General features: G+C 47.4%; 28 protein-coding genes. 3 read left to right on the top strand and 25 right to left on the bottom strand.

From position 1 onward, the window contains the following. Positions 1-2: 2 nt before the first annotated feature. The 14 genes from recN to aroQ form a co-directional block, all read right to left on the bottom strand. On the bottom strand, positions 3-1,709 hold the full coding sequence (gene recN / locus P404_RS0113850; RefSeq protein WP_034774549.1) for a DNA repair protein RecN: 1,707 nt from the start codon (positions 1,707-1,709) through the stop codon (positions 3-5). Positions 1,710-1,721: 12 nt separating this feature from the next. Beyond that, complete coding sequence (gene ahrC / locus P404_RS0113845; RefSeq protein ID WP_026831061.1) at positions 1,722-2,171, bottom strand: transcriptional regulator AhrC/ArgR; 450 nt, start codon at positions 2,169-2,171, stop codon at positions 1,722-1,724. A 141-nt stretch (positions 2,172-2,312) separates the two neighbouring features. Further along, complete coding sequence (locus P404_RS0113840; RefSeq protein WP_026831060.1) at positions 2,313-3,119, bottom strand: TlyA family RNA methyltransferase; 807 nt, start codon at positions 3,117-3,119, stop codon at positions 2,313-2,315. A gap of 6 nt (positions 3,120-3,125) precedes the next feature. Further along, positions 3,126-5,012, bottom strand: coding sequence for a 1-deoxy-D-xylulose-5-phosphate synthase (dxs, locus tag P404_RS0113835; protein ID WP_026831059.1), 1,887 nt, complete (start codon positions 5,010-5,012; stop codon positions 3,126-3,128). 122 nt (positions 5,013-5,134) lie between these two features. Next, positions 5,135-6,004, bottom strand: coding sequence for a polyprenyl synthetase family protein (locus P404_RS0113830; RefSeq protein WP_014969885.1), 870 nt, complete (start codon positions 6,002-6,004; stop codon positions 5,135-5,137). Further along, positions 6,001-6,222, bottom strand: coding sequence for an exodeoxyribonuclease VII small subunit (gene xseB, locus P404_RS0113825; RefSeq protein WP_014969884.1), 222 nt, complete (start codon positions 6,220-6,222; stop codon positions 6,001-6,003). Before xseB ends, P404_RS0113830 begins: the two co-directional genes overlap by 4 nt. Further along, positions 6,200-7,543, bottom strand: a complete 1,344-nt coding sequence (gene xseA / locus P404_RS0113820) for an exodeoxyribonuclease VII large subunit (protein WP_026831058.1) — start codon at positions 7,541-7,543, stop codon at positions 6,200-6,202. Before xseA ends, xseB begins: the two co-directional genes overlap by 23 nt. Then, on the bottom strand, positions 7,540-8,373 hold the full coding sequence (gene folD, locus P404_RS0113815; protein WP_014969882.1) for a bifunctional methylenetetrahydrofolate dehydrogenase/methenyltetrahydrofolate cyclohydrolase FolD: 834 nt from the start codon (positions 8,371-8,373) through the stop codon (positions 7,540-7,542). Before folD ends, xseA begins: the two co-directional genes overlap by 4 nt. Positions 8,374-8,441: 68 nt before the next feature. After that, positions 8,442-8,858: a transcription antitermination factor NusB gene (gene nusB / locus P404_RS0113810; protein ID WP_014969881.1), complete on the bottom strand. Its 417-nt coding sequence runs from the start codon at positions 8,856-8,858 to the stop codon at positions 8,442-8,444. Between the two features lie 118 nt (positions 8,859-8,976). Beyond that, entirely contained in the window at positions 8,977-10,329 is a 1,353-nt protein-coding gene (gene accC, locus P404_RS0113805) for an acetyl-CoA carboxylase biotin carboxylase subunit (protein WP_014969880.1), read from the bottom strand. 14 nt (positions 10,330-10,343) lie between these two features. Continuing rightward, positions 10,344-10,799, bottom strand: coding sequence for an acetyl-CoA carboxylase biotin carboxyl carrier protein (gene accB / locus P404_RS0113800; protein WP_026831055.1), 456 nt, complete (start codon positions 10,797-10,799; stop codon positions 10,344-10,346). Between the two features lie 180 nt (positions 10,800-10,979). Next, complete coding sequence (gene efp / locus P404_RS0113795; protein ID WP_012369804.1) at positions 10,980-11,546, bottom strand: elongation factor P; 567 nt, start codon at positions 11,544-11,546, stop codon at positions 10,980-10,982. A gap of 33 nt (positions 11,547-11,579) precedes the next feature. Next, entirely contained in the window at positions 11,580-12,644 is a 1,065-nt protein-coding gene (locus tag P404_RS0113790; protein WP_014969877.1) for a M24 family metallopeptidase, read from the bottom strand. Between the two features lie 19 nt (positions 12,645-12,663). Next, positions 12,664-13,086 carry a type II 3-dehydroquinate dehydratase gene (gene aroQ, locus P404_RS0113785; RefSeq protein ID WP_014969876.1) on the bottom strand — a complete coding sequence of 141 codons (423 nt, stop codon included), beginning with the start codon at positions 13,084-13,086 and terminating at the stop codon, positions 12,664-12,666. A 157-nt stretch (positions 13,087-13,243) separates the two neighbouring features. On the opposite strand from aroQ, the gene P404_RS0113780 reads away from it, so the two are divergent. Both P404_RS0113780 and P404_RS0113775 read left to right on the top strand, forming a co-directional pair. Continuing rightward, positions 13,244-14,176 carry a DUF1385 domain-containing protein gene (locus tag P404_RS0113780; RefSeq protein ID WP_026831054.1) on the top strand — a complete coding sequence of 311 codons (933 nt, stop codon included), beginning with the start codon at positions 13,244-13,246 and terminating at the stop codon, positions 14,174-14,176. Positions 14,177-14,196: 20 nt separating this feature from the next. Beyond that, positions 14,197-14,598, top strand: a complete 402-nt coding sequence (locus P404_RS0113775) for an SA1362 family protein (RefSeq protein ID WP_014969874.1) — start codon at positions 14,197-14,199, stop codon at positions 14,596-14,598. Between the two features lie 50 nt (positions 14,599-14,648). Here P404_RS0113775 and hpt read toward each other — a convergent pair whose 3' ends face one another. The 3 genes from hpt to P404_RS0113760 form a co-directional block, all read right to left on the bottom strand. Next, entirely contained in the window at positions 14,649-15,176 is a 528-nt protein-coding gene (hpt, locus tag P404_RS0113770; RefSeq protein WP_026831053.1) for a hypoxanthine phosphoribosyltransferase, read from the bottom strand. Between the two features lie 143 nt (positions 15,177-15,319). Further along, positions 15,320-15,742: a transcriptional regulator MntR gene (mntR, locus tag P404_RS0113765; RefSeq protein ID WP_034774625.1), complete on the bottom strand. Its 423-nt coding sequence runs from the start codon at positions 15,740-15,742 to the stop codon at positions 15,320-15,322. 24 nt (positions 15,743-15,766) lie between these two features. Next, positions 15,767-16,597 (bottom strand): lipoate--protein ligase family protein, encoded by an 831-nt coding sequence (locus tag P404_RS0113760; protein WP_014969871.1) that lies wholly within the window; start codon positions 16,595-16,597, stop codon positions 15,767-15,769. A gap of 139 nt (positions 16,598-16,736) precedes the next feature. Between P404_RS0113760 and P404_RS0113755 the strand changes: the two genes are divergently transcribed. Next, a complete protein-coding gene (locus P404_RS0113755) occupies positions 16,737-17,117 on the top strand; it encodes a rhodanese-like domain-containing protein (RefSeq protein ID WP_014969870.1) in 381 nt (126 codons plus the stop codon). Between the two features lie 54 nt (positions 17,118-17,171). On the opposite strand, the gene gcvPB is transcribed toward P404_RS0113755, so the two are convergent. The 8 genes from gcvPB to P404_RS0113715 all read right to left on the bottom strand — a co-directional run bounded on the left by gcvPB (position 17,172) and on the right by P404_RS0113715 (position 22,972). Continuing rightward, the gene (gcvPB, locus tag P404_RS0113750) at positions 17,172-18,650 is read right to left on the bottom strand and encodes an aminomethyl-transferring glycine dehydrogenase subunit GcvPB (RefSeq protein WP_014969869.1); all 1,479 of its coding nucleotides are present in this window, start codon (positions 18,648-18,650) and stop codon (positions 17,172-17,174) included. Continuing rightward, the gene (gcvPA, locus tag P404_RS0113745; RefSeq protein ID WP_026831051.1) at positions 18,643-19,989 is read right to left on the bottom strand and encodes an aminomethyl-transferring glycine dehydrogenase subunit GcvPA; all 1,347 of its coding nucleotides are present in this window, start codon (positions 19,987-19,989) and stop codon (positions 18,643-18,645) included. The genes gcvPB and gcvPA overlap by 8 nt, the downstream gene beginning before the upstream one ends. A 14-nt stretch (positions 19,990-20,003) precedes the next feature. Then, positions 20,004-21,086, bottom strand: a complete 1,083-nt coding sequence (gene gcvT / locus P404_RS0113740) for a glycine cleavage system aminomethyltransferase GcvT (RefSeq protein ID WP_026831050.1) — start codon at positions 21,084-21,086, stop codon at positions 20,004-20,006. A 182-nt stretch (positions 21,087-21,268) separates the two neighbouring features. Then, positions 21,269-21,583: a hypothetical protein gene (locus tag P404_RS0113735; RefSeq protein ID WP_014969866.1), complete on the bottom strand. Its 315-nt coding sequence runs from the start codon at positions 21,581-21,583 to the stop codon at positions 21,269-21,271. After that, positions 21,580-22,062: a shikimate kinase gene (locus tag P404_RS0113730; RefSeq protein ID WP_014969865.1), complete on the bottom strand. Its 483-nt coding sequence runs from the start codon at positions 22,060-22,062 to the stop codon at positions 21,580-21,582. Before P404_RS0113730 ends, P404_RS0113735 begins: the two co-directional genes overlap by 4 nt. Next, complete coding sequence (locus P404_RS0113725; RefSeq protein WP_014969864.1) at positions 22,055-22,348, bottom strand: hypothetical protein; 294 nt, start codon at positions 22,346-22,348, stop codon at positions 22,055-22,057. The genes P404_RS0113730 and P404_RS0113725 overlap by 8 nt, the downstream gene beginning before the upstream one ends. Continuing rightward, entirely contained in the window at positions 22,324-22,680 is a 357-nt protein-coding gene (locus P404_RS0113720) for a hypothetical protein (protein ID WP_236624414.1), read from the bottom strand. Before P404_RS0113720 ends, P404_RS0113725 begins: the two co-directional genes overlap by 25 nt. Next, positions 22,667-22,972, bottom strand: coding sequence for a type II secretion system protein (locus P404_RS0113715; RefSeq protein ID WP_014969862.1), 306 nt, complete (start codon positions 22,970-22,972; stop codon positions 22,667-22,669). Before P404_RS0113715 ends, P404_RS0113720 begins: the two co-directional genes overlap by 14 nt. Positions 22,973-22,977 lie beyond the last annotated feature (5 nt).

Raw genomic sequence — 22,977 nt, 5'->3', positions numbered from 1 at the left:
CGTTACACCCCATTTTTAAGCGATTCCTTCGTGTTCATTGCTTGCTCCATTAATTCTTCTGCGTGACGTAACGTCAAATCCGTCATGTGTGTCCCGGAAATCATCCGCCCTAGTTCATTACCACGCTCTGCGTCCGTCAAGACATTGACTTGTGTCGTCGTCCGATCCGTCTCTTCGATTTTTCGAATATACAGATGTTGATCGGCAATCGAAGCGACTTGAGGCAGGTGGGTGATACATAACACCTGGCTATCGATTGACAGACGATAGATTTTCTCCGCCATTGCTTGGGCGACACGTCCCGATACACCTGTATCGACTTCATCAAAGATGATCGAAGCGACGCCAACCGAACGGGAGAAAATCGATTTGAGACCAAGCATGATCCGCGACAATTCTCCACCCGATGCTACTTTTCCGAGCGATTTAAACGGTTCACCTGCATTGGTCATGATGTAGAATTCAACGAAATCAATTCCATTTTTCCGCAGGACTGGTGCTTTCCCATCCTGCAGGAACCGAATTTCAAATCGTGCTTTTTCCATGTAGAGCTGACGTAATTCAAGATGAATCGCTTCACCTAAAAGATGCGACGACTGTCGTCGTACTTGCGATAACTCGCTGCCGATTTCAAACAACTCAGATTCTAACTGTTCGACTTCCGCTTTCAAGTTTTCGATTCGCTCGTCTCGATTGGTCATCGTATCTAGCTCGATGCTGATTTTTTCGCCATATGCGATGACTTCTTCAATCGTCGCTCCGTATTTCCGTTTTAATTGTTGAAAGACCGACAAACGTAATTCGATATCATCCAACCGGTTCGAGTCAAACTCTAACGTCTCGAGTTGATCACGAATCGCATATCCAACCTCTTCCAGTGCGTAAAACGCATTGGCAAGTGTATCGCTTTGCCCGGAGAATTCATCATCGATGCTTGCCGCTTGCTGAAGCTCACGCATCGCGTCACTTACGGAATCGATACCTCGTCGTTCTTCGTGCAAGGCATCATAAGCAGCGCTCAGAGACGCATGGAGTTTTTCGAAGTTCGCCAAACGATTTCGTTCGCTTAAAAGCTCTTCTTCCTCTCCCTTACGTAGTTTAGCACTATCAATTTCTTCCGTTTGAAAGGATAGTAAATCGATTCGCTGTGCCAATGCCTGTTCACTCTGCGCGAGTGCTTGCAAGGCGTTACGCTTTTCTTCGTACAGTTGAAAACGCGCCTGATATTTCTCAAGAATCGGAGCAATCGTCTCATGTCCAAAGTCATCTAAAATCGTTTGATGATACGTACTCTCCATCAAATGTTGATGCTCATGCTGACCATGTAAGTCAACAAGGACACGTCCGAATTCCCGTAGGATCGTCAACGTGACTAATTTATGGTTCACGCGACAGACACTTTTCCCAGAAGCAAACAAATCACGACGCAAGATGATCATGCCATCTTCCATGTCAATACCGTATTCTTCCGCTAACGTATAGGCCATATGTCCCTCTTCGATCATGAACAGTCCTTCAAGCTCCGCCTTGTCTTCGCCATAACGGACAAACTCGGCAGATCCACGCCCACCAATCAATAAGCCAATCGCATCCAGGACAATCGATTTCCCGGCGCCCGTCTCTCCGGTCAAGACCGTCATCCCTTTTTTGAAATCAATCTGTAGCTGGTCAATGATCGCAAATTGTTTAATCGATAATTCAGCTAACATCATGTCAACTCCTTAAAGCATCCCTAAGATACGTTCCGTCACTTCTTTTGCTGCTTCTTCATTGCGTGTAATCATCAGTATCGTATCATCCCCACAGACCGTACCGAGCAGCTCCGTCCAGTTCAAATGATCCAGAAGGACTCCTAATGCATTCGCGTTACCCGGCAAGACATGCATGACGATCAAATTTTGAGCAGAATCAATCGAGATGAAGCTATCACCAAGTAACCGCCGTAACTTCCCAAGCGGATTAAATCGCTGATCGGCAGGCAGGCTGTATTTATAACGCCCATCGTTTAGCGGTACCTTTACAAGGTGTAGTTCCTTGATGTCTCGCGAGACGGTCGCCTGCGTTACTTTATACCCTGCATTTCGAAGTTCCTCGACTAACTCATCCTGTGTCTCGATTTCCGACTGCGTAATGATTTCCCGAATCTTGATTAACCGTTGCCCCTTTGTCATCCTTGCACCTCACAGTTTTTCTTCACTGATACTATTGTAATCCAATAATTCGATAAAAGTCCATGCTTGCCCTATGCATTCACTCCAAAATCAAAAGCAGACTCCATCATCACGACGAAGTCTGCTTTGAATTAGTTCGACTTATAACGCAGCATGTGCCAAACGAACCGTTTCGACGGGATCAACGGACGTATCCATTCCCGGCGTATCGAGTTGGGCATGCAAAAGAAACTCAATGTTCCCTTCGCCCCCGGTAATCGGTGAAAAATCGAGCTGTTTGACGTAAAAACCTTCCCGAACAAAGAAATCGACCATCTCTTTGAGCACCCGACCATGAATCCGTTCATCCCGAACGATTCCTTTTTTACCAACATCGTCACGCCCCGCTTCAAACTGTGGTTTGACGAGCGCAATGACATCCCCACCCTGAGCTAGAATGGCTTTTAACGGCGGAAGAATCAATCGTAAGGAAATGAACGATACATCAATCGTCGCAAAACTCGGCTCAACTGGGAACATGTCCGGTGTCGCATGGCGGAAATTCGTTTTTTCCATCGCTGTCACACGATCATCCGATCGCAACTTCCAATCGAGTTGGTTCGATCCCACATCGAGCGCATACATATGGGCTGCTCCGTTCTGCAAGGCACAGTCCGTGAATCCACCGGTGGAAGACCCGATATCAAGACCCGTTCTTGCCGAAACATCGATGTCGAACACAGCAAGCGCTTTCTCCATCTTGAATCCACCACGCCCGACATACGGCATGACTTGACCTTTGACGGTCAAATCAATATCCGATTTGACCTTTTCACCGGCCTTTTCTAAACGTTCCGTCCCGCTAAAGACAAGTCCTGCCATGATGGTCCGTTTTGCTTTTTCACGTGTTTCACATAGACCCCGCTCGACGAGTAAGACGTCGAGGCGGATTTTTTTTACAGTTTCCATGAATCGTTACACACTCTGTTTCTTTCCTTGATTGACAAATACGCGTACTTCTTCCGCGATTTGCCCAGGTAATAATCCGATTTCTTCCAACAACTCGTTGACACCACCGTGTTCAATATACCAATCCGGAATACCAAATCGTTTCACACGTGGGAATGCTTCTTGTTCGTTTGCATGCTCGAGAACGGCTGAACCGAAACCACCTTTTAAGACGGCTTCTTCCATCGTCACGAGTGGAATGCCTTCCGCATATAACGCATTCAACATTTTCCCATCCAAAGGTTTGATTGTCCGCGCATTGATGACACGAACCGACAAGTCACCGTCAAGCAACTCAGCGATTTTTAAGGCATCCTGCACTTGAGGACCAAACGCCATGATGGCGACGTCCGTTCCTTCCCGTTCCACTTCCCACGTATCAAGGGAAATCTCATGCAACGTCTCATCCATCTGAACACCGATCCCTTCTCCACGCGGGAACCGAACGGCAATCGGACCTTCATGTTTGACGGCTGAATAAAGAAGATGCTGTAACTCATTTTCATCTTTTGCCATGACGATCCGGATGTTCGGGACATGACGCATGAAGGCGATATCAAAGACGCCTTGGTGTGTCTCCCCATCTGCTCCGACAAGACCAGAACGATCGATCGTAAACGTCACATCCAGGTTTTGTCGGGCGACATCGTGTACAAGCTGATCGTATGCCCGTTGGAAGAAGGTCGAATAAATCGAGACGACCGGTTTCATCCCTTGCGTCGCTTGACCAGCAGCAAAGGTCACGGCATGCTGTTCGGCGATTCCGACATCAAACATCCGGTTCGGGAATTCTTTTTCGAAACAATCCAGTTTCGATCCTACGCTCATCGCTGGTGTGATCAACGTCAACTTCTCATCCTCACGAGCCATCTTCGTTAACGTATCGGCTACTGTAAACGAATAACTTGGTGCTTTTGATTTCCCTTTGATGACTTCCCCTGACTCGATCTTATACGGTCCAAGACCATGCCATGTTCCGACTCCATCATACTCAGCCGGACGATACCCTTTGCCTTTTTTCGTGATGACATGAAGCAGGACAGGTCCTTCTTCTTTTTTCACATAATTCAATTGTTCGATTAAATCCGTTAAGTCGTGACCATCGACCGGTCCATAATAGTTAAATCCAAGTTCTTCAAAAAACATGCCGGGGACAAGCGCACCTTTGACAGCTTCTTTTAGCTTCTCGCCGCCTTTTTCAAGTTTCCCACCAATCAGCGGGATTTTCTTGATCAACGTCTCGAGCTCATCCTGGGCATAACGGACTTTCCGTGACGAACGGATACGCCCTAACATCTGATGCATCGCCCCGACGTTCGGTGCAATCGACATTTCATTATCATTGAGGATGACGATGACATTTTGTTGTGCCGCACCGATATGGTTCAGCGCCTCAAGTGCCATTCCACCTGTCAATGCCCCGTCACCGATGATCGCAATCGCGCGGTCGTCGTTTCCTTTCAACTCGTTGGATACGGCAATCCCCATCGCTGCTGACAGTGACGTCGAACTGTGCCCCGTCTCCCAGACGTCATGAATACTTTCATTTCGTTTCGGGAATCCACATAACCCTTTATGTTGACGCAACGTATCAAACTGTCCTGCACGTCCGGTCAAGATTTTATGCACGTACGCCTGGTGCCCGACGTCCCAAACAAATTTATCGTTCGGGCTATCAAATTCCCGGTGAAGCGCTAACGTCAGCTCGACGACACCTAAGTTCGGTGCTAAATGCCCGCCCGTCGTCGCTAATTCTTCAATCAGAAAGCGTCGGATGTCGCCTGCGAATACTTCTAATTCCGAGACTGACATACGCTTTAAAAATGACGGATCCTGTATCTCTGTCAACTTCATACCTTACCGCCTCTTTCCCTTACATTCTTATATGGTTTGTACCCTACATTGTACTAGAACAATCTTTCGAACGCCACATTCCGGGCGCATAAAAAAAAAGACGGCGTGCTACGCCGTCCCTGTTAATGGTCTCGCTTGACGACAAAATCAAGTAGTTCCTTGAGCGGAGTCGCTTCGACCGATAGCGCTTCGATCGCTTCATTTGCCGCAGTCACTTGTGCTGCAAGTGCACGTTTCGCTCCGTCAAGACCTAGCAGTTTCGGATAGGTCGCTTTATCATTTCCTTCGTCGCTACCGACCGGCTTCCCAATCTTCTCCGCATCTCCCGTTACATCAAGGATATCGTCTTGAATTTGAAAAGCAATCCCGAGGTGGCGGCCATATCGTTTCAGATGTTCAATATCTGTATCAGTCGCTTGCGCTAAAATTCCACCGGCCTCAACAGCAAAAATCAGCAAGGCGCCGGTTTTCCGGCGATGAATCGATTCAAGCTCCTGCGCATCATTGATGCCACCACGTTCTCCGAGCATATCGTCGAGTTGACCCCCGACCATACCGGCAGCTCCGGCAGCCGTCGCGAGCCGCTCAATCAACTTCACCTTGATGTCAGCTGTCGCCGCCGTCTCCAGTAAACAGGTAAAGGCATTGGTCAACAAAGCATCACCCGCAAGGATAGCCGTCGCTTCGTCGAATTGAATATGGTTGGTCGGTCGTCCACGTCGCATGTCATCATCATCCATCGCCGGCAGGTCATCATGGATCAGCGAATATGTATGAATCATCTCAAGTGCAGCTGCCGTCGCATCCCCCTTCTTCCGGTCGATCCCATACGCATCGAGGACAGCATAGATCAGTGCCGGACGAACACGTTTTCCACCGGCATCTAACGAGTAACGCATCGCTTCCCGTAGACGGTCTGGTGCATCAAGCCGATTCATGAATGTTTCCAGCGCCTGTTCAACTTGTGTTTTCCACTCGGTCAAAACAATCATTGTGATCCCCCTTTTTCTCGTAACGTGCCATCTTGTTCCAAGATTTGGTCAAGTTTTTGTTCTGCCGTCGACAACTTCCCCTGGCAGAGCGCCGTCAGTTTGACACCTTCTTCATACAAAATCATTGCTTGCTCAAGTGGCGCTTCCCCTTCTTCAAGCAATTCGACGATTTCTTCCAGCCGCTCCAGCGCCGCTTCAAATGATTGTTCCGTTTCCATCTTCTTCATCCTCTCGTTTCGCTAGGATACTTCCGTCATGAAACTGAACCCGGAAGGTCTGATCTGACAATTGGTGGACTGAACGGATCAGTTGTCCGTCCTGCTCGACATACGTATATCCACGGAGAAGCACTTGTGTTGGACTGACCGAATCGAGACGGGCGATCATTTGATGAAGTCGTTCCTGTTTCGAACGCATGACGTAATGGATTCGTTCCAACTGTTTACGGGTCCGAATCAGTTCACGCGTTTGATCCGCCAGCCGTTCCCGTAACGGAATCCGCTTCAACCGGTTCGAGACATCTCCTAATGCCTGACGTTTCGCTTGCACCATCTGTCTGCTCATCCGACTGAGTCCCATCTCCGCCCGGTCTAACCGTTCTTGTTTTAACCCTAACAGGACCCGTGGTGATTTTAAACCATAGCTCCCAGCGAGGCGCGTCACTTGGTCTTTACGTTCTTTGATGTATTGATCGTAGTTACGGGTCAGACGACGCTTCAACTCGCCCACACGTTTTTCGAGTTCCATGGCTTCCGGCGTCACCAGTTCTGCTGCGGCCGTTGGTGTCGCCGCCCGGACATCTGCGACGAAATCAGCAATCGTAAAGTCTGTTTCGTGACCAACAGCGGAAACAATCGGAATCACGGATTCATAAATCGCTGTCACAACGGCCATCTCATTAAAGGCCCACAGTTCCTCGATGGATCCGCCACCACGACCGATGATCATGACATCACATGCCTGATGTTCATTCATCCATTCAATGGCTCGGACAAGTTGGGGCACCGCTTCTTTTCCTTGGACGAGAACAGGGGCAAAAACGATTGCCGCTTGAGGATAACGCCGCCGTAACGTCGTCGCGATATCATGTAGAGCGGCGCCTTTCGGGGACGTGACGATTCCGATTTTTTGCGGAAATGCGGGAATCGATTGTTTATGTTCCGCATCAAACCAGCCTCGGGTTTCCAAATCCTCTTTTAATCGGACATATGCTTCGTATAGGGCACCAACCCCATCTTCCATCATCCGTTCGACATACAGTTGCATCTCGCCTGATGCCAGATACACGGAAAGTCTCGCCGTGATGATGACACGGGCTCCGTCTCGGATATCGGTTTTGACACGACTCGCGTCGCGTGCAAACATGACTGCCTTCATCCGCGACTGTTCATCTTTCAACGTAAAATAAAGGTGACCGGAAGAGTGTCGTTTAAAGTTCGACACTTCTCCCACCACCTGGACTTGTTGAAGCAACGAATCGTTTTCTAGTTCACGTTTCACATAACTGACAAGCTCGGAAACCTGAAGGGGGTTCGTCATTTGGCTGCCTCAATCGTATTATGGAGCAACATCGTGATCGTCATCGGTCCGACACCACCAGGTACAGGCGTAATCATCGATGCTACCTCCTTGACGGTCTCGAATTCGACATCTCCGACCAATTTTCCATCCACCCGGTTGACACCGACATCGATGACGACTGCGTCTGGTTTAATCATGTCAGCGGTAATCAGTTTCGGTACCCCTACGGCGACGATCAGGATGTCAGCTTGTCGTGTCATAGCTGCTAAATCAGCTGTTTTTGAGTGACAATAGGTCACGGTCGCAGATTCATTCAAAAACAACATCCCGACCGGCTTGCCGACGATTTGACTTCGACCGACGACGACGACATGACGCCCCGCAATCGGGACATTCATTTCTTTGACAAGATGAAGAATTCCGTTTGGTGTACACGGCAAGAAGGTTGGTTCACCAATCATCATCTTCCCAACAGAAACGGGATGGAAACCGTCGACGTCTTTTTCTGGAGCGATTGCGAAGATGACCTTACTTTCATCAATATGTGCAGGCAAGGGCAATTGTACAAGAATCCCATGGACACTCGCATCAACATTCAATCGTTCGATCAAGTGAAGTAATTCCGATTCCGTCGTCTCGTCCGGTAGACGGATCAGGTCGGAATCCATTCCAATCTCTTGCGCCGCTTTTTCTTTACCGCGTACGTAAGATTGACTGGCTGGATCTTCGCCGATCAAGATGACGGTTAGTTTCGGTTGAATACGTTGTTCTTTTAGACGTGCGACTTCTTCTTTCAGTTTCAAACGATACGATTGTGCGACTTGTTTCCCATCGATTACGACTGCCATGATTTTGTCCACTCCCCCAAAAATATTCACTTCACTCTGTGCCTGACTTGCTTTCTCTTTTTAGTGGCTTACGAATTCTCTTTCGAACCTTCTTTGTCGACTTCTTGTGCGACTTTCCCTAACACACCATTGACGATTTTAGTTGCTTCTTCATCGGCAAACGCCTTCGTCAATTCAATCGCTTCATTGATCGTCACTCGAACAGGAATCTTTGGTTCAAATAACAACTCATAGACAGCAAGACGGAGAATCGTCCGCTCGATGTTCCCGAGACGTTCGAATGACCAGTTCACAAGTGCCGCGCGTAACTTTTGATCGATTTCTGGTTTGTTGGCTTCGACACCGACTACTAATTGTTCTACAAACGTGTCATATTCTTTACCTTCTACTGCGAATGAAATGGCTTCTTGTGCAGATAGATCCGAGAGTTCCATCTGGAACAAAGACTGTACTGCGAGTTCGCGTGCCATATGTCTTTTCATCATGATTTTACGTGCTCCTTTTTTTATCGTTCTCAATCAATTAGTTTAGCACATTCCTTTTTCAAAAAACATAGAGAACGCCAAAAAGACGGGAGTTAAATCCATCAGCTCCCGTCCTCCATCATTTCACGATTTCTGCCTTCAGTTCACGTTCCGTAAACTTCGTCGTAAATGTTCCACGGCGAAACACGGGATGCGCCAAGACTTTTTGATGGAAGGGAATCGTCGTTTTGACCCCTTCGATCCAAAATTCCGATAAAGCGCGTTCCATCTTCGCGCACGCCTCTTCTCGTGTTTCAGCATGCACGATCAATTTCGCGACCATCGAATCATAGTACGGTGGAATCATGTAACCCGGGTACACCGCACTGTCGATACGGACGCCCATCCCACCCGGTGTGACGTACTGTGTGACACGTCCCGCATGCGGACGGAAGTCGTGATCCGGATCTTCTGCATTGATGCGGCATTCAATCGAATGACCTCGGAATTCAATATCTTCCTGTTGGACAGCTAACGGATGATCCAGTGCAACCTGTAGCTGTGCCTGCACAAGATCGAATCCGGTGATCATCTCGGTCACGGGATGTTCCACCTGAATCCGGGTATTCATCTCCATGAAGAAAAACTCTTCCGTCTCTTCGACGAAGATGAATTCAATCGTTCCCGCTCCTGTATAATCAATCGCTTTTGCTGCTTTGACGGCTGCTTTCCCCATTTTTAAGCGTGTCGCCGGACTGACTGCCGGTGACGGGGCTTCTTCGATTAATTTTTGCATTCGTCGCTGGACCGTGCAATCTCGTTCCCCTAAATGAATCACGTTACCATGACGATCCGCCAAGACTTGGACTTCGACGTGACGAAACTCTTCAATGAATCGTTCGAGATAGACATCACTGTTACCGAAGGCCTGTTTTGCTTCGCGACGCGTCTCATCTAGTCCTGTCATGAGTTCCGCCTTCGAACGGGCGACACGAATTCCTTTACCACCGCCACCTGCCGTAGCCTTGATGATGACCGGGTATCCGATCTCGTCTGCCAGCTGCAACGCTTCGTCGTCCGTGACCGTCCCGTCCGAACCCGGTACGACCGGTACGCCACAGGCTATCATTGTTTTTTTAGCGACATCTTTGATCCCCATTTGACGAATCGCATCCGATGTCGGTCCGACGAATTTGATGCCGCATGCCTCACACATTTCTGCAAAATCGACATTTTCGGCCAAAAATCCATATCCGGGGTGAATCATCGTCACATTCCGGTTGGTCGCGACAGCTAAGATGTTCGTGACGTTTAAGTACGAGGCGGCCGAACTCACATCACCAATACAATACGCTTCGTCTGCCAAGCGGACATGTAAGGCATCACGATCTGCTGTCGAATATACCGCAACCGTCTGAATCCCAAGTTCTTTAGCTGCTCGAATGATTCGGACCGCAATCTCGCCTCGGTTCGCTATTAAAAGTTTTTCCATTGCCATCACCTCGCTCAAGGACGAATCCGGAAGAGGGGTTGTCCAAATTCAACAAGATCTCCATCTGCGACGAGAATTCCGACGACTGTTCCGGCTACTTCCGAGTTTAGATTATTGAATAGTTTCATTGCTTCTAACACACACACGACTTGACCAACTTCGATTTGATCGCCGACCTTAACAAACGATGGTTTGTCCGGGGTCGGACGGGAATAAAACGTTCCGACCATCAAGGCGTTAATGGTCACCGTATCTGCTTCAGGCGTCACTTCTTCTTCCGGTGTCAGCTCTGTGACCGGTGCAGCTGATTGTGTTGGAGCTGTTACCGCTACCGGTGTTTGATGCGAAACGACGACGCTATCATTTTGTTTTTTAAGTTTTAACTTATACGTATCGGTTTCAAGAGAAAGTTCATTGACACTCGACTGGTCCAACATTTCGAGCACTTGCTTCAACTGATCAATTTTCATTTTTCTTCATCCCCTATCTCAACATTCACCTTTATTATTATACTTTAATATTATACCAGGTGCTAATGCCTACTCAAATACTAATATTAACTGGTCATACCAAAGGACGCAAGTCGAGACAAAAGGAAAAAACGCCCGTTGATTCAATCCAGAGGATGAACGGGCGTTGTTTGAACTGAATTATCCGTTGTAACGCCCTGTAAAATCACCAGTACGTGTATCAACTGTTACTTTTTCTCCTGCTTCGATGAAGAGCGGGACGTGAATGATATGTCCTGTTTCGACCGTCGCATTTTTCTTGACGTTTGAAGCCGTATCGCCTTTGACACCCGGCTCTGCTTCAACGATCGTCATGACGATCGTATTCGGAAGTTCGATTCCAAGAACTTCACCGTTATAAATCGCAATTTGAACTTCCATGTTTTCAAGCAGGAACGGTAATGCTGCTTCGACTTGTGCTGTCGTCAATTCCAGTTGCTCATAAGATTCTGTATCCATGAAGACATACGTCTCACCCATTGGGTAGAGGTACTGCATCTTATTCCGTTCGATGTGGGCACGTTCGACACGTTCCCCGCCACGGAACGTCATCTCTTGAATGTTCCCGTTACGGATGTTCCGCATTTTCGTCCGGACGAATGCAGCGCCTTTACCCGGTTTTACGTGTTGGAATTCAAGAACCTGCCAAATCATTCCGTCTGATGTCTTAATTGTTAATCCTGTTTTTAAATCGTTTACTGATACCATAAAAAGTTCCTCCTAAATGTTGATCTTTCTGTTTTAAAGTGTAATCAGTTCTTTTGGTGAAGACGACAGAATCTCACGCCCTGATGCGGTAATCAAGACATCGTCCTCGATCCGACATCCACCGACCTGCGGAACGTAGATGCCCGGTTCGACGGTGACGATCATCCCCGGCTCAAGTTTCGTTTCGGAACGGAACGATAGTCCCGGTCCTTCATGTACCTCTAAGCCGATTCCGTGTCCTGTCGAATGTCCGAAGTATTCCCCGTATCCCGCGTCTTTGATGATATCGCGCGTCAAAGCATCGGCTTCGATTCCGGTAATCCCAGGACGAAGTCCATCTACGCCCGCAAGCTGAGCTTTCAGAACCGTATCATAGATGGTTTGTAATTCCTGATTGATCGGACCGACCGCGACTGTCCGTGTGATGTCCGATACGTATCCGTTCAGAAGTGCACCGAAATCCAGTGTGACGAGTTCGCCCGTCTGGATGACTTTTGAACTTGCGACGCCATGTGGTAACGCCGAACGGTAACCGGAAGCAACAATCGTATCGAAAGAAGAAGACGTCGCGCCTTGTTTGCGCATGAAGAATTCAAGTTCGTTCGATACTTCGAGCTCGGTTCTGCCTGCTTGAATATACGTCAAGATGTGGTGGAACGTAGCATCTGCCAACTCCACCGCTTCCTTAATCATCTTAATCTCTGAAGAATCCTTAATCAAGCGTAGGTTTTCGACGATTCCCGTCGTCGGTACCAACTCAACCGAAGAAGCTTGATCGAAGGCTTCAAATGAACTGAGCGTCATCGCATCTTTTTCGACGCCAACTGCACGGACACGTGCACCCACCATCAATTCTCCCATCGTCTCTGGAATCGAGCGTTCGATTTGAACGATTTCCATTCCTTTGACTTGATCCGCCGCTTGTTCCGTATAACGGAAATCCGTTACGAAATAGGCTTGTTCAGCTGTCACAAGACATGCACCACTCGAACCGGTAAATCCGGAAATATAACGAATGTTTTCTGCCTTCGTCACGAGAAGACCAGGTAAGTCACGTTCTTGTAAAGCCGTTTGGAGTGCTTCGATACGATGTTTCATGTCTGTTTTCCCCCTTTTATTATGTAGACGGATGAATCAATGCCTCAACAGCTAGTAGATACCCCTTCATGCCGAGTCCACTGATGACCCCACGACAAACCGGTGCTAACATCGAGTGGTGTCGAAATGATTCACGGGCGTGCACGTTCGACAGGTGGACTTCAATCGTCGGTGCTTCAATCGCTGCTATCGCATCCCTCAAGGCAATGCTCGTATGCGTATAGGCAGCGGCATTGAAGACGATTCCATCATATCCTCGCGCTTCGTGTAACCGATCAACCAAGTCCCCTTCATGATTCGATTGTATGAACCGAAAATCAACCTGTTGAAAACGTTCCCTCAGCTGATCTTCTAAATCAGATAACGTCTTGGTTCCATATGTAGTTGGTTCTCGTGTACCCAGCAAATTCAAGTTCGGTCCATTCAAGACCAATATCCGCATCTCATCACCTCCAGATTGTCCCTGTCATTGTATCATAAGTCGTTTTCCGGCTCCTAAATTTTCACCTGACTTCGACAGCTGAGCATAGTCTTTTTCCCATAAATCAAGTAAACTGACGGTACACGATATTTTACTTGAAGATAGGATGCGTTTCTATATGAAAACTGCTAAAGCACCCGTCGGTGGACAAGCCATCGTCGAGGGTGTCATGTTCCAAAATGCGACCCATGCCGTCTCGGCAATCCGGCGAAACGATGCGACGATCGAAACGTTCGAACAAAAAAAACCGATACGCCGACGGATTGCGATGGGTAAAAAAATCCCTTTACTTCGTGGTTTATTCGCATTAGTCGAGTCCTCCGCCAACGGAGCGAGCCACATGAACTTCGCAAGTGACCGTTACGGCGTCAATCCCGGAGAGGAAGAACCGGAAGAAGCCCATCAAGGACAATTAACGAAGTGGCTTGGTGTCGCCTTCATCGGCGTATTGTCGTTCTTTTTCGGTAAGCTACTCTTCACGTTGTTGCCTGCTTTTTTAGCCTCACTCTTCAGTTATTTCCCAGCGTTGTCCGGTCACTTGATTCAAAATATCCTTGAGGCATCCATTAAGCTGACACTTCTCTTCACTTACTTGTATTTGATTTCCTTGACCCCACTCGTTAAACGGCTGTTCCAATATCACGGAGCGGAACACAAAGTCATCAACTGTGTTGAAAGCGGGCGACCGTTGACCGTCGAAAATGTTCGAACGAGTAGTCGCCTCCATTACCGATGTGGGTCAAGTTTCTTAATCTTCACGGTCATCGTCGGGTTTTTCGTCTATTTAATCGTGCCGACTGATCCTTTATGGGTCCGACTCGCCTTTCGGATTGCGTTACTTCCTGTCGTCATCGGTCTGTCATTTGAAGTTTTACAATTAACGAACAAAGCCCAAAACATCAAAGGATTACGTGTCATCGCGTTGCCCGGCCTTTGGTTACAGTACTTGACGACAAAAGAACCAGACGATTCACAGATCGAGGTTGCGATTTATGCGTTTGAAGCACTCGAAAAACAGGAAGATAACCTACATGAGAACGCACTTGGTTAATTGATAACAGGGGTGATAATATGATTAGACAACGGATTGGCTCTACATTTGCACTGGTCGTGTTACTGTTTGCTTTTGTTGGCTTTGGATATAAGCTTGCTAATGATCCTGGTAGTCTGTTTTCACAATTACTGTTTTTTGCGATTACAGCTGGAATCATCTTCTTGCTGTTTAAATTTTTAACACGAAATAGCGTCAGCAGCGGATCGAACTCTCAATACCGGAAGTCTGTGGCTCAGTCCAAAAAAATGCATGCCAAACGTGATCAACCACCTCGTCGGACCGAATTTAAAAAGAAACCGGTCAAAACGACGAAAGCTCCTGCTTCCAATAAAGTCCGCCCACTTCGCGATCGGTCAAAAGCACCACACTTGACCGTCATCGAGGGCAAAAAAGGCAAAAAGAAAAAACGTGCTTTTTAAACAAACAAACAGCAACCGGATGTCCACTGCGGACATCCGGTTGCTGTTTTTTAGTCGGTCTCGACCCAACCGACATACGGCAGGTTACGGTATTCTTCCGCACAATCAATGCCATACCCGATCACAAAATAGTCTGGAATCTCAAACCCAACATAATCAGCTGCCAACGGTACTTCACGCCGAGCAGGTTTGTCGAGCAATGTACAAATCTTCAGGACACCTGGTTTATGCAACTTCATGTGCTCACATAAGAAACTTAGTGTATGACCCGTATCGATGATGTCCTCCACGACGACGACATATTTTCCTTCTACATCAAGATCTAAATCTTTTTTGAGCTGAACGCGTCCTGACGAAACCGTTTTAGCACCATACGAAGAACAAGCGACCGTATCGATTTGGACACTCCCTTTGATTTCACGCATTAAATCGGCAGCAAACACCATTGAGCCTTTCAGTACTACGACTAAAACAATTTGCCGCCCTGCTGCATCGTGTTCAATCGCAGATGCCAATTCTTTTACTTTTGTCGCAAGCTCCGACTCTGAAATTAATTTTTCTTTAATGACAATCTCCATATCCAGGTGAGAATCCACCCGTCACCCCCTCTGATGATTTTCACCGTCAGTATAGCATAACTCTCCAATTTTACGTACTATATTATTCATTCCCAAGAAATCGTTCGTCTTTTAATCTATTTCTACACAAAAAACAAGTACACTCAGTCTTCTGGGTGTACTTGTTGGTGTTTTTGAAATTCTTCTTGTAGTTCAGGTCGTTCTGCAAAAAATTGAATCATCCCATTGATTTTATCTAAAGCTTCGATACTGATATGGTGTTCGATTCCTTCTACATCTTTATAAATCAAGGATTCATCCACACCAACGAGCCGTAAAAAATCTTCTAATAAAGCATGGCGTTCGACCAACCGTTTCCCAATTTTCCGACCTTTTGCCGTCAACATCAGACCACGATACTTCTCGTAGACAAGATATTCTTCACGATCCAGTTTTTGGACCATCTTCGTCACGGAGGACGGGTGGACACCTAACAGTTCCGCGATATCAGAAACGCGGGCATATCCTTTTTCTTCTATCAAAATATAGATTTGTTCCAAATAATCTTCCATGCTCGGAGTCGGCACGACATCACCTTCCAATCCATCTCTTTAGCGCTTCCAGTTCCATTCTTCACTACGGTATTTCGCTGCTAACCGCTCAATTTCCTGCCATTGGTGTTCTGTGAATTCAAGGGGTGTGAATGTCAACTGAAGGGCCTCTTCGAACCCCTTTAAAAAGGCGACACGGACTTCTTCGAATGATACAGTCCGTCCCGCCAACTCATTTAAGGCAACCGCCTTTCCGGCAAAACGCGCTTTCATCCGTTCCCGGATCGTCTCATCTTCATACACGAAACAGTCGAACAGTTCACCTTCATCTACCGAAAGCGGAACTGATCCATGTTGTAAGACGACACCTTGATGCCGCACTTGCGCACTGCCAGCAACCTTTCGTTTCCCGACCGCAAGTTCATAGTACGACGCCGCATCAAAACAGACGGCCGATTTAGGTTTTCGTAACTCTTCTTTTTCTTGTTCCGTCATCGGAACTGAAAATTCGACCGGAATTCCTAAATGATGATACCCTTTACGGACTCCTTCCGTCAGCATCCGATAACTTTCGATGACGGTTTTCGGTAACCCCTCTGACGTTTCTGGAATGACGATACTATACGTCAATTCATCAGCATGAAGAACCGCCCGCCCCCCCGTCATCCGACGGACGATCGGGATTCCTAGTTGCTCAATCCGTTCTCGATCAATATCCTTAACTGCGCGCTGAAAATGACCAACACTCAACCCTCTAGGTTCCCACGAATAAAAACGAAGTGTGGGAGCTACTTCCCCACGGCCTACAAATCCGATCAAGGCTTCGTCAATCGCCATGTTTAGAGCCGGTTCCAATCGTTCGGTCGTCAATACTTGCCACTCTCTTATCAAGCAAACACCCCCAAAAACGTTTCCGTATTAGTGTATCAGACCCTTTCTGTCCTGCGCAACGACGAGTCGATTGCCGAAATCGATTTCGTTTACTATAATGATAAGGATGTTATCTGAACGAAGGGGTTGGAAGTTAGCTATGGAAACCAGTACAATTATCACGATCGTCTTGTGGGTAGCCTTGATCGCTTATATCGCATGGCGTTTCATGCCGGTCAAAGGAATCACAAAACTGTCACAAGAAGAATTCCGCGCCAATTATCGAAAAGCACAAATCGTCGATGTCCGCGAAACACAAGAATTCAAAGGTGGTCACATCATTGGCGCGCGTAACATACCGGTCAGCCAAATGAAGATGCGGGCAAAAGAATTACGTAAGGATATGCCGATCTACTTGTATTGCCAAGGCAACATGCGTTCTTCGCAAGCTGCCAAAGTGTTGAAAAAAGCTGGTTATACAAACCTCTACCAACTCAAAGGTGGATTCAAACAATGGACAGGAAAAGTCAAACGTAGCTAATCTCCTGTTCACAAAAACCATCCCCGTCAGTACTGACGGGGATGGTTTTTTTGATTATACGTGCACTTCTTGTTTCGGTTGATACCGTAGGACTGGTTTACGCGCAGCCAACGTTTCATCCATTCGCTTGACGACCGTCGTATGTGGTGCATTCAAGACGACATCCGGTGTTTCCTCGACTTCTTTTGCAATTTGTAGCATCGCGTCACAGAACGCATCCAACGTCTCCTTCGATTCCGTTTCCGTCGGCTCAATCATGATACATTCTTCGACGTTTAACGGGAAATAAATCGTAGGTGGGTGATAACCAAAATCGAGCAGTCGTTTGGCGATATCAAGCGTCCGTACACCCAGTGCCTTTTGACGACGGCCTGATAAAACAAATTCATGTTTGCAGTAGACGTCATACGGTGCATCATATGCGCCTTTTAATCGGGCGAGCATATAGTTGGCATTCAAGACGGCTTCTTTCGAGACACGGGCAAGACCTGCTCCTCCCATCGTCCGGATGTAACTGTACGCCCGAACGTTGATCCCAAAGTTCCCGTAAAATGGTTTGACGCGTCCGATCGATTCTGGGCGATCATAATCGAGCACAAACCCGTCGTCGGTCTTCGCGACGATTGGTTTTGGCAAGTACGGAATCAAATCCTGTTTGACACCAACCGGACCCGAACCCGGACCGCCGCCACCGTGAGGACCTGTAAATGTCTTATGAAGATTCAAGTGAACGACATCAAAGCCCATATCTCCGGGACGTGCGATCCCCATGATAGCGTTTGAATTCGCTCCATCATAATACAGCTTCCCACCTGCTTCGTGGACTGCTTTCGCAATCTCGACGATGTCCGACTCAAACAAACCAAGTGTATTCGGATTCGTCAGCATCAAAGCCGCTGTATCCTCGCCGACCTTACTCTTCAAGTCCGCTAAATCCACCAGGCCCCGCGCATCAGACAAGACGGTTACCGTATCAAAACCGGCGACCGACGCCGAAGCTGGGTTGGTCCCGTGCGCTGAATCGGGTACAAGGACTTTCGTCCGTTTAAAGTCTCCTCGCGCGTGATGATAGGCCTTGATCAACATCAAGCCTGTCCATTCGCCGTGAGCACCTGCTGCCGGTTGTAACGTCACTTCATCCATTCCCGTGATGACAGCCAGTTTTTCTTGCAAATCATACATCAGACCAAGAGCGCCTTGGACACTCTCAACGGGTTGGAGCGGGTGAATATGCGCAAACCCCGGTAGACGTGCCATATCTTCATTAATTTTTGGATTGTATTTCATCGTACACGAACCGAGTGGGTAGAAGCCAGAATCAACACCGTGGTTCCGGTTGGAGAGTGCCGTATAGTGGCGAACCAGGTCAAGTTCCGAGACTTCCGGTAACTCGACGTCTTCTTGACGTAATAAGTGCGCCGGCAACAACTCTTCTGCCGCTACTTCTTCGACAGTTGGAAGCGGTAAGCTGTAAGCCACACGACCGGCTCTCGAAATTTCAAAAATCAATGTCTGTTCACTGGATTTATGCATGAGTCAGTCCCCCTAGTGCTGTCACGAATTGATCAAGTTCTTCTTTTGTCCGTAGTTCCGTGGCACAAACAAGCATCTGATTGGATCGTTTCTCATCAAACGTACCAAGTGGCAACCCGCCGATGATTCCTGATTTTAACAACTGTTTACTGGCTTCCGTCGCATCGATCGGCAATTCAACGACAAACTCATTGAAGCTTGGACCATCGTCGATGATTCGGAATCCAGCTTCCATCAATGATTTTTTCAAGGCATAGGCTGTCTGGAGATTACGTGTCGCCAGTTCCCGGATTCCTTTTTTCCCGAGTGCACTCATCGCGATCGAAGCCGCCAATGCATTCAAGGCCTGATTCGAACAGATGTTAGAAGTGGCTTTATCTCGGCGTATGTGCTGTTCGCGTGCTTGTAAAGTCAAGACAAACCCACGTTTCCCGTCTTCGTCGACCGTTTGACCGACTAGACGCCCTGGAATTTTCCGCATCAAGGCTTTTGTCGTCGTGAAATAACCGCATGTCGGTCCACCAAAGCTCTGCGGGATCCCAAACGGCTGGCAGTCACCAATCGTGATATCCGCCCCAAGTTTTCCCGGCGCTTCTAACAATCCGAGTGCAAGTGGGTTTGCGGACACGATGAACAAACCACCCTTCGCATGGGTAGCGTCTGCTAACGCCTGTAAGTTTTCGACCCGCCCGTAGAAGTTCGGATACTGGACGATGACACAAGCAACATCATCGAGCTCATCTAATTGATCGATTGCCGTCTCACCACGGTCAAGTGGTAACGTCGCTACTTGAAGACCCGGACCGTTTGCATACGTTCGGACAACATCATGGGCTTCCGGATGAACACCGTCAGACAAAACAATCGTTTTTTTCTTTTTATGGGCACAAGCGAGCATTGCGGCTTCTGCAAGCGCCGTGATTCCGTCATACATCGATGAATTCGCGACATCCATTCCCGTTAATTCACAAATCATTGTCTGATATTCAAAAATGGCTTGAAGCTCCCCTTGCGAAATCTCCGGCTGATAGGGCGTATAGGCCGTATAGAACTCGGACCGAAGTAACATATGGTTGACGACCGCTGGTGCGTAATGATCATAAATTCCGGCACCCAGGAAAGATGGATATTGTTTCGTATTCATGTTTTGATCAGCGAGTTTTGAGAGTGTTCGGATTAAATCCGTTTCCGGCAAGGGAATGCCGACTGCTTCTAACGTTCCTTTATCGCGAACGCTTGCTGGAATATCAGCTAGTAAATCCTCAATCGAATCTGCACCAATCGTCTGTAACATCTCTTGTTCGTCTTCTTGTGTCATCGGTAAATAACGAAAATCCATCTTTTAGTTCCCCCTTATTTACTCCGGCGATAAAACGGTGTGTCGATCCGTCTTGCCGCTAGTTTTTTTCCACGCACTTCGACTTCAAACGAATCACCCGTCGCATATTCCGTTGGGACTAATGCCAAAGCGATCGCTTTACCAACCGTTGGAGGCAATGTCCCCGTCGTGACGAACCCAACCGTTTCTCCATTGACTAACACAGGAGCATCCTGACGGGCAATCCCTTTGTCCAACAGTTCAAGACCGATCAAGCGACGTCCTGGTCCTTGTTCTTTTTGCTTCAGCAATACATCGGACCCAACAAACGATTTGACCTGTGGTTTGACTGCAAATCCCATACCCGCTTCAATCGGTGAAATCGTCGCCGACAGTTCATGACCGTATAAAGGTAAACATGCCTCGAATCGTAACGTATCTCGCGCGCCTAGACCACATGGCATGACGCCTGCTTCAATCAATGCCTGCCAGACGACACCCGCGTCCGAAGCCCGCATATACAGCTCAAAACCATCTTCTCCCGTATAACCACTCCGTGACACCAACATATCGACGCCCGCTAATTGTCCTTGAACAAAGCGGAAAAACTTGATTTCGTCTAACGCCAGTTCAGTCAACGTATTTAAGACTTCCATTGCTTTTGGACCTTGAACCGCAATTTGACCATACGCGTCCGACTGATTTTCTAGTGTCACGTCACCCTGCAGGTACTGGCGTAAATGGGTTTCGTCTTTTTCAATATTCGATGCATTGACAACAAGCAAGTAATCGTGTTCTGCCAGACGATAAACTAATAAATCATCGACGGTCCCCCCGTCTTCTTGGCAAAGAACATTATACTGCGCTTGGCCAATCACAATTTTCGAAATATCATTGGACAGTGTATGTTGAAGAAACGAAAGCGCATCTGGACCCGTTACAAATAACTCGCCCATGTGCGACACATCGAACATCCCAACCTGCTCCCGGACTGCTAGATGTTCTTCCTTAATCGATGAAAACAGAACCGGCATTTCAAAACCTGCAAAATCGACCATTTTCCCCGTTGGCGCAATCATGTCGAACAATGGTGTTCTCTTCAATGTCGTCTGACTCATACTTTTCCCCCTAATTACGAACATTTTTGCTTCCTTTTCTCTTTATTGTTCAACTTTCAATTACATTCTACCAATTAAAAATCTTTTTTTCTAGGTTTATTCGGAAATTGAACACAAGCAAAGAGAGAAAGGACAAAGTCCCTTCCCTCCTATTGTTTCATATTCAGCCGATGAAAGCCATTTCAAAATGGTTTAAGTCCAGCCGTATGTTCAACCTCAGTTTTAAGACGCTGTCCTTCGGTAAAAAGTTGGCGTCCACCTTGCTCAACACGTTTGCCTTCTGCGACCAAATGATCGATGTTTCCTTTGATTTGATCAATCCGACTCGTCGTATGATCAATCCCTGTTTGTAACGTTTGTTGACGGATTGAGAAACGTTCGAGTAGTTGCTTCATGACAGTCACATCTTTTGAAATCTTCTTTTTGTAAAGAGTCGCTCCATAAATCACCAAACCGATGATCGCCAAAACGATAATTCCTAGATTAATCCAAATCATACGTTCTCCTCCAATAGTGTTTCGATTTCTTTCGTCAGTTCCCGCACGGACTTCGTACCGTCCAAACGAACATCTGCTGCTCGTGCATAAAGTGACCGACGACGACGAAACAACTTTTCGACCGTTGACCGGGACTTCACGAGCGGACGGGACGGATCCGTCTTAATCCGGTTCCAGACGATATGGAACGGCGTATCAATCCAGAAGATGGTCCCCGTCTCTTTCATGAACAATCGATTTTCCGGGCGTTCTATGATGCCTCCACCCGTAACGACAATTTGTGCCTGACTGTGTCGAAGTAATTCGACTTCTTGTTTTCGAAATCCTGTTTCACCATGCTGCTTGAAAAAATTCGTAATCGGACCATGTTCTTGTACAAAACGTTCATCCAGTTCATCGACACTGTAACGTGCCTTAAGATTTCGACCAATCGCTGTTTTACCAGTTCCCATAAAACCAATCAAATAAACCTTATCCATTCGAAACGACCGCCTCGATTCTCTGTCCACTTTCTAGTATTGCTTCCATTTTAAAGCCTTTATCCGTCTGTGTACAGGTCACTTGTCCAATCGGGTAATGAATCGTTTCGTCTTGCCGGCAATCACTTGTCGCCGCTCGAACGAGCGACTCGAGTTGCAAGGCTTCCTGTTCTAACTGAAGTTGCGTCACGGCTTCGTCCATATAATGACAACTCAGCAAAATCGCCGCACCGATTCCAAGCAACAGCAACAACGTTTGAATCAAGATGAATCCTTGTTCCGGCACTGAACCGTTCTTTGACGTTGGTTGAGTTCGAAGATGAGTGTTCGTCCATCTTGCCTGACCTGATAGGTGTCTACATTGTGGGCATAGGTCAATTCACCTCCAAACTCTTTTTTTAATCGAATCTGATTTTGAACACGGACGAGTCGCCACTTCACCGGCTCCTCTTCCGGATCCACATCGACTCCCCGAACTTCTTCACCTACTTTCTCACAGGAGATACTCCGCCACATCAAGCGTTCGATCGTATGAAAAAACAATTCTTCTTCCATCCGCTGTTCGTAATCAGAGGTACTGACGATGTGTGTCATCGTAATGAGACTAATCAGTAGCAACGGGCTCAGCCAGAGGACCAACGAGATTTCGAGGAGTGTCGTTCCGGATTGAGCTCGCCAAACAGAGCTCTTCAATACACCACGTCCCTTCCCTGATTTGATAACCGTCCCGTCTTTCCGCCACTTGATCTGAAGCCATCTTGTCTAAACGGTGCGTCTCAAGCATCAACTGATTTTTTTGTTTTTGAAACGACAAGACGGGATCGATCGCAAGCAGTAAGAACAGAGCGATGGCGACCATCGATAACACGACTTCAAGAAGCGTAAATCCCCGTTCTCCTTGTTGCTTCAAGCATT

Origin of the sequence: Exiguobacterium antarcticum DSM 14480 (assembly GCF_000685865.1) — a bacterium.
Classification (GTDB): domain Bacteria; phylum Bacillota; class Bacilli; order Exiguobacteriales; family Exiguobacteriaceae; genus Exiguobacterium_A; species Exiguobacterium_A antarcticum.
This window is presented reverse-complemented; position numbering and strand designations above follow the sequence as displayed.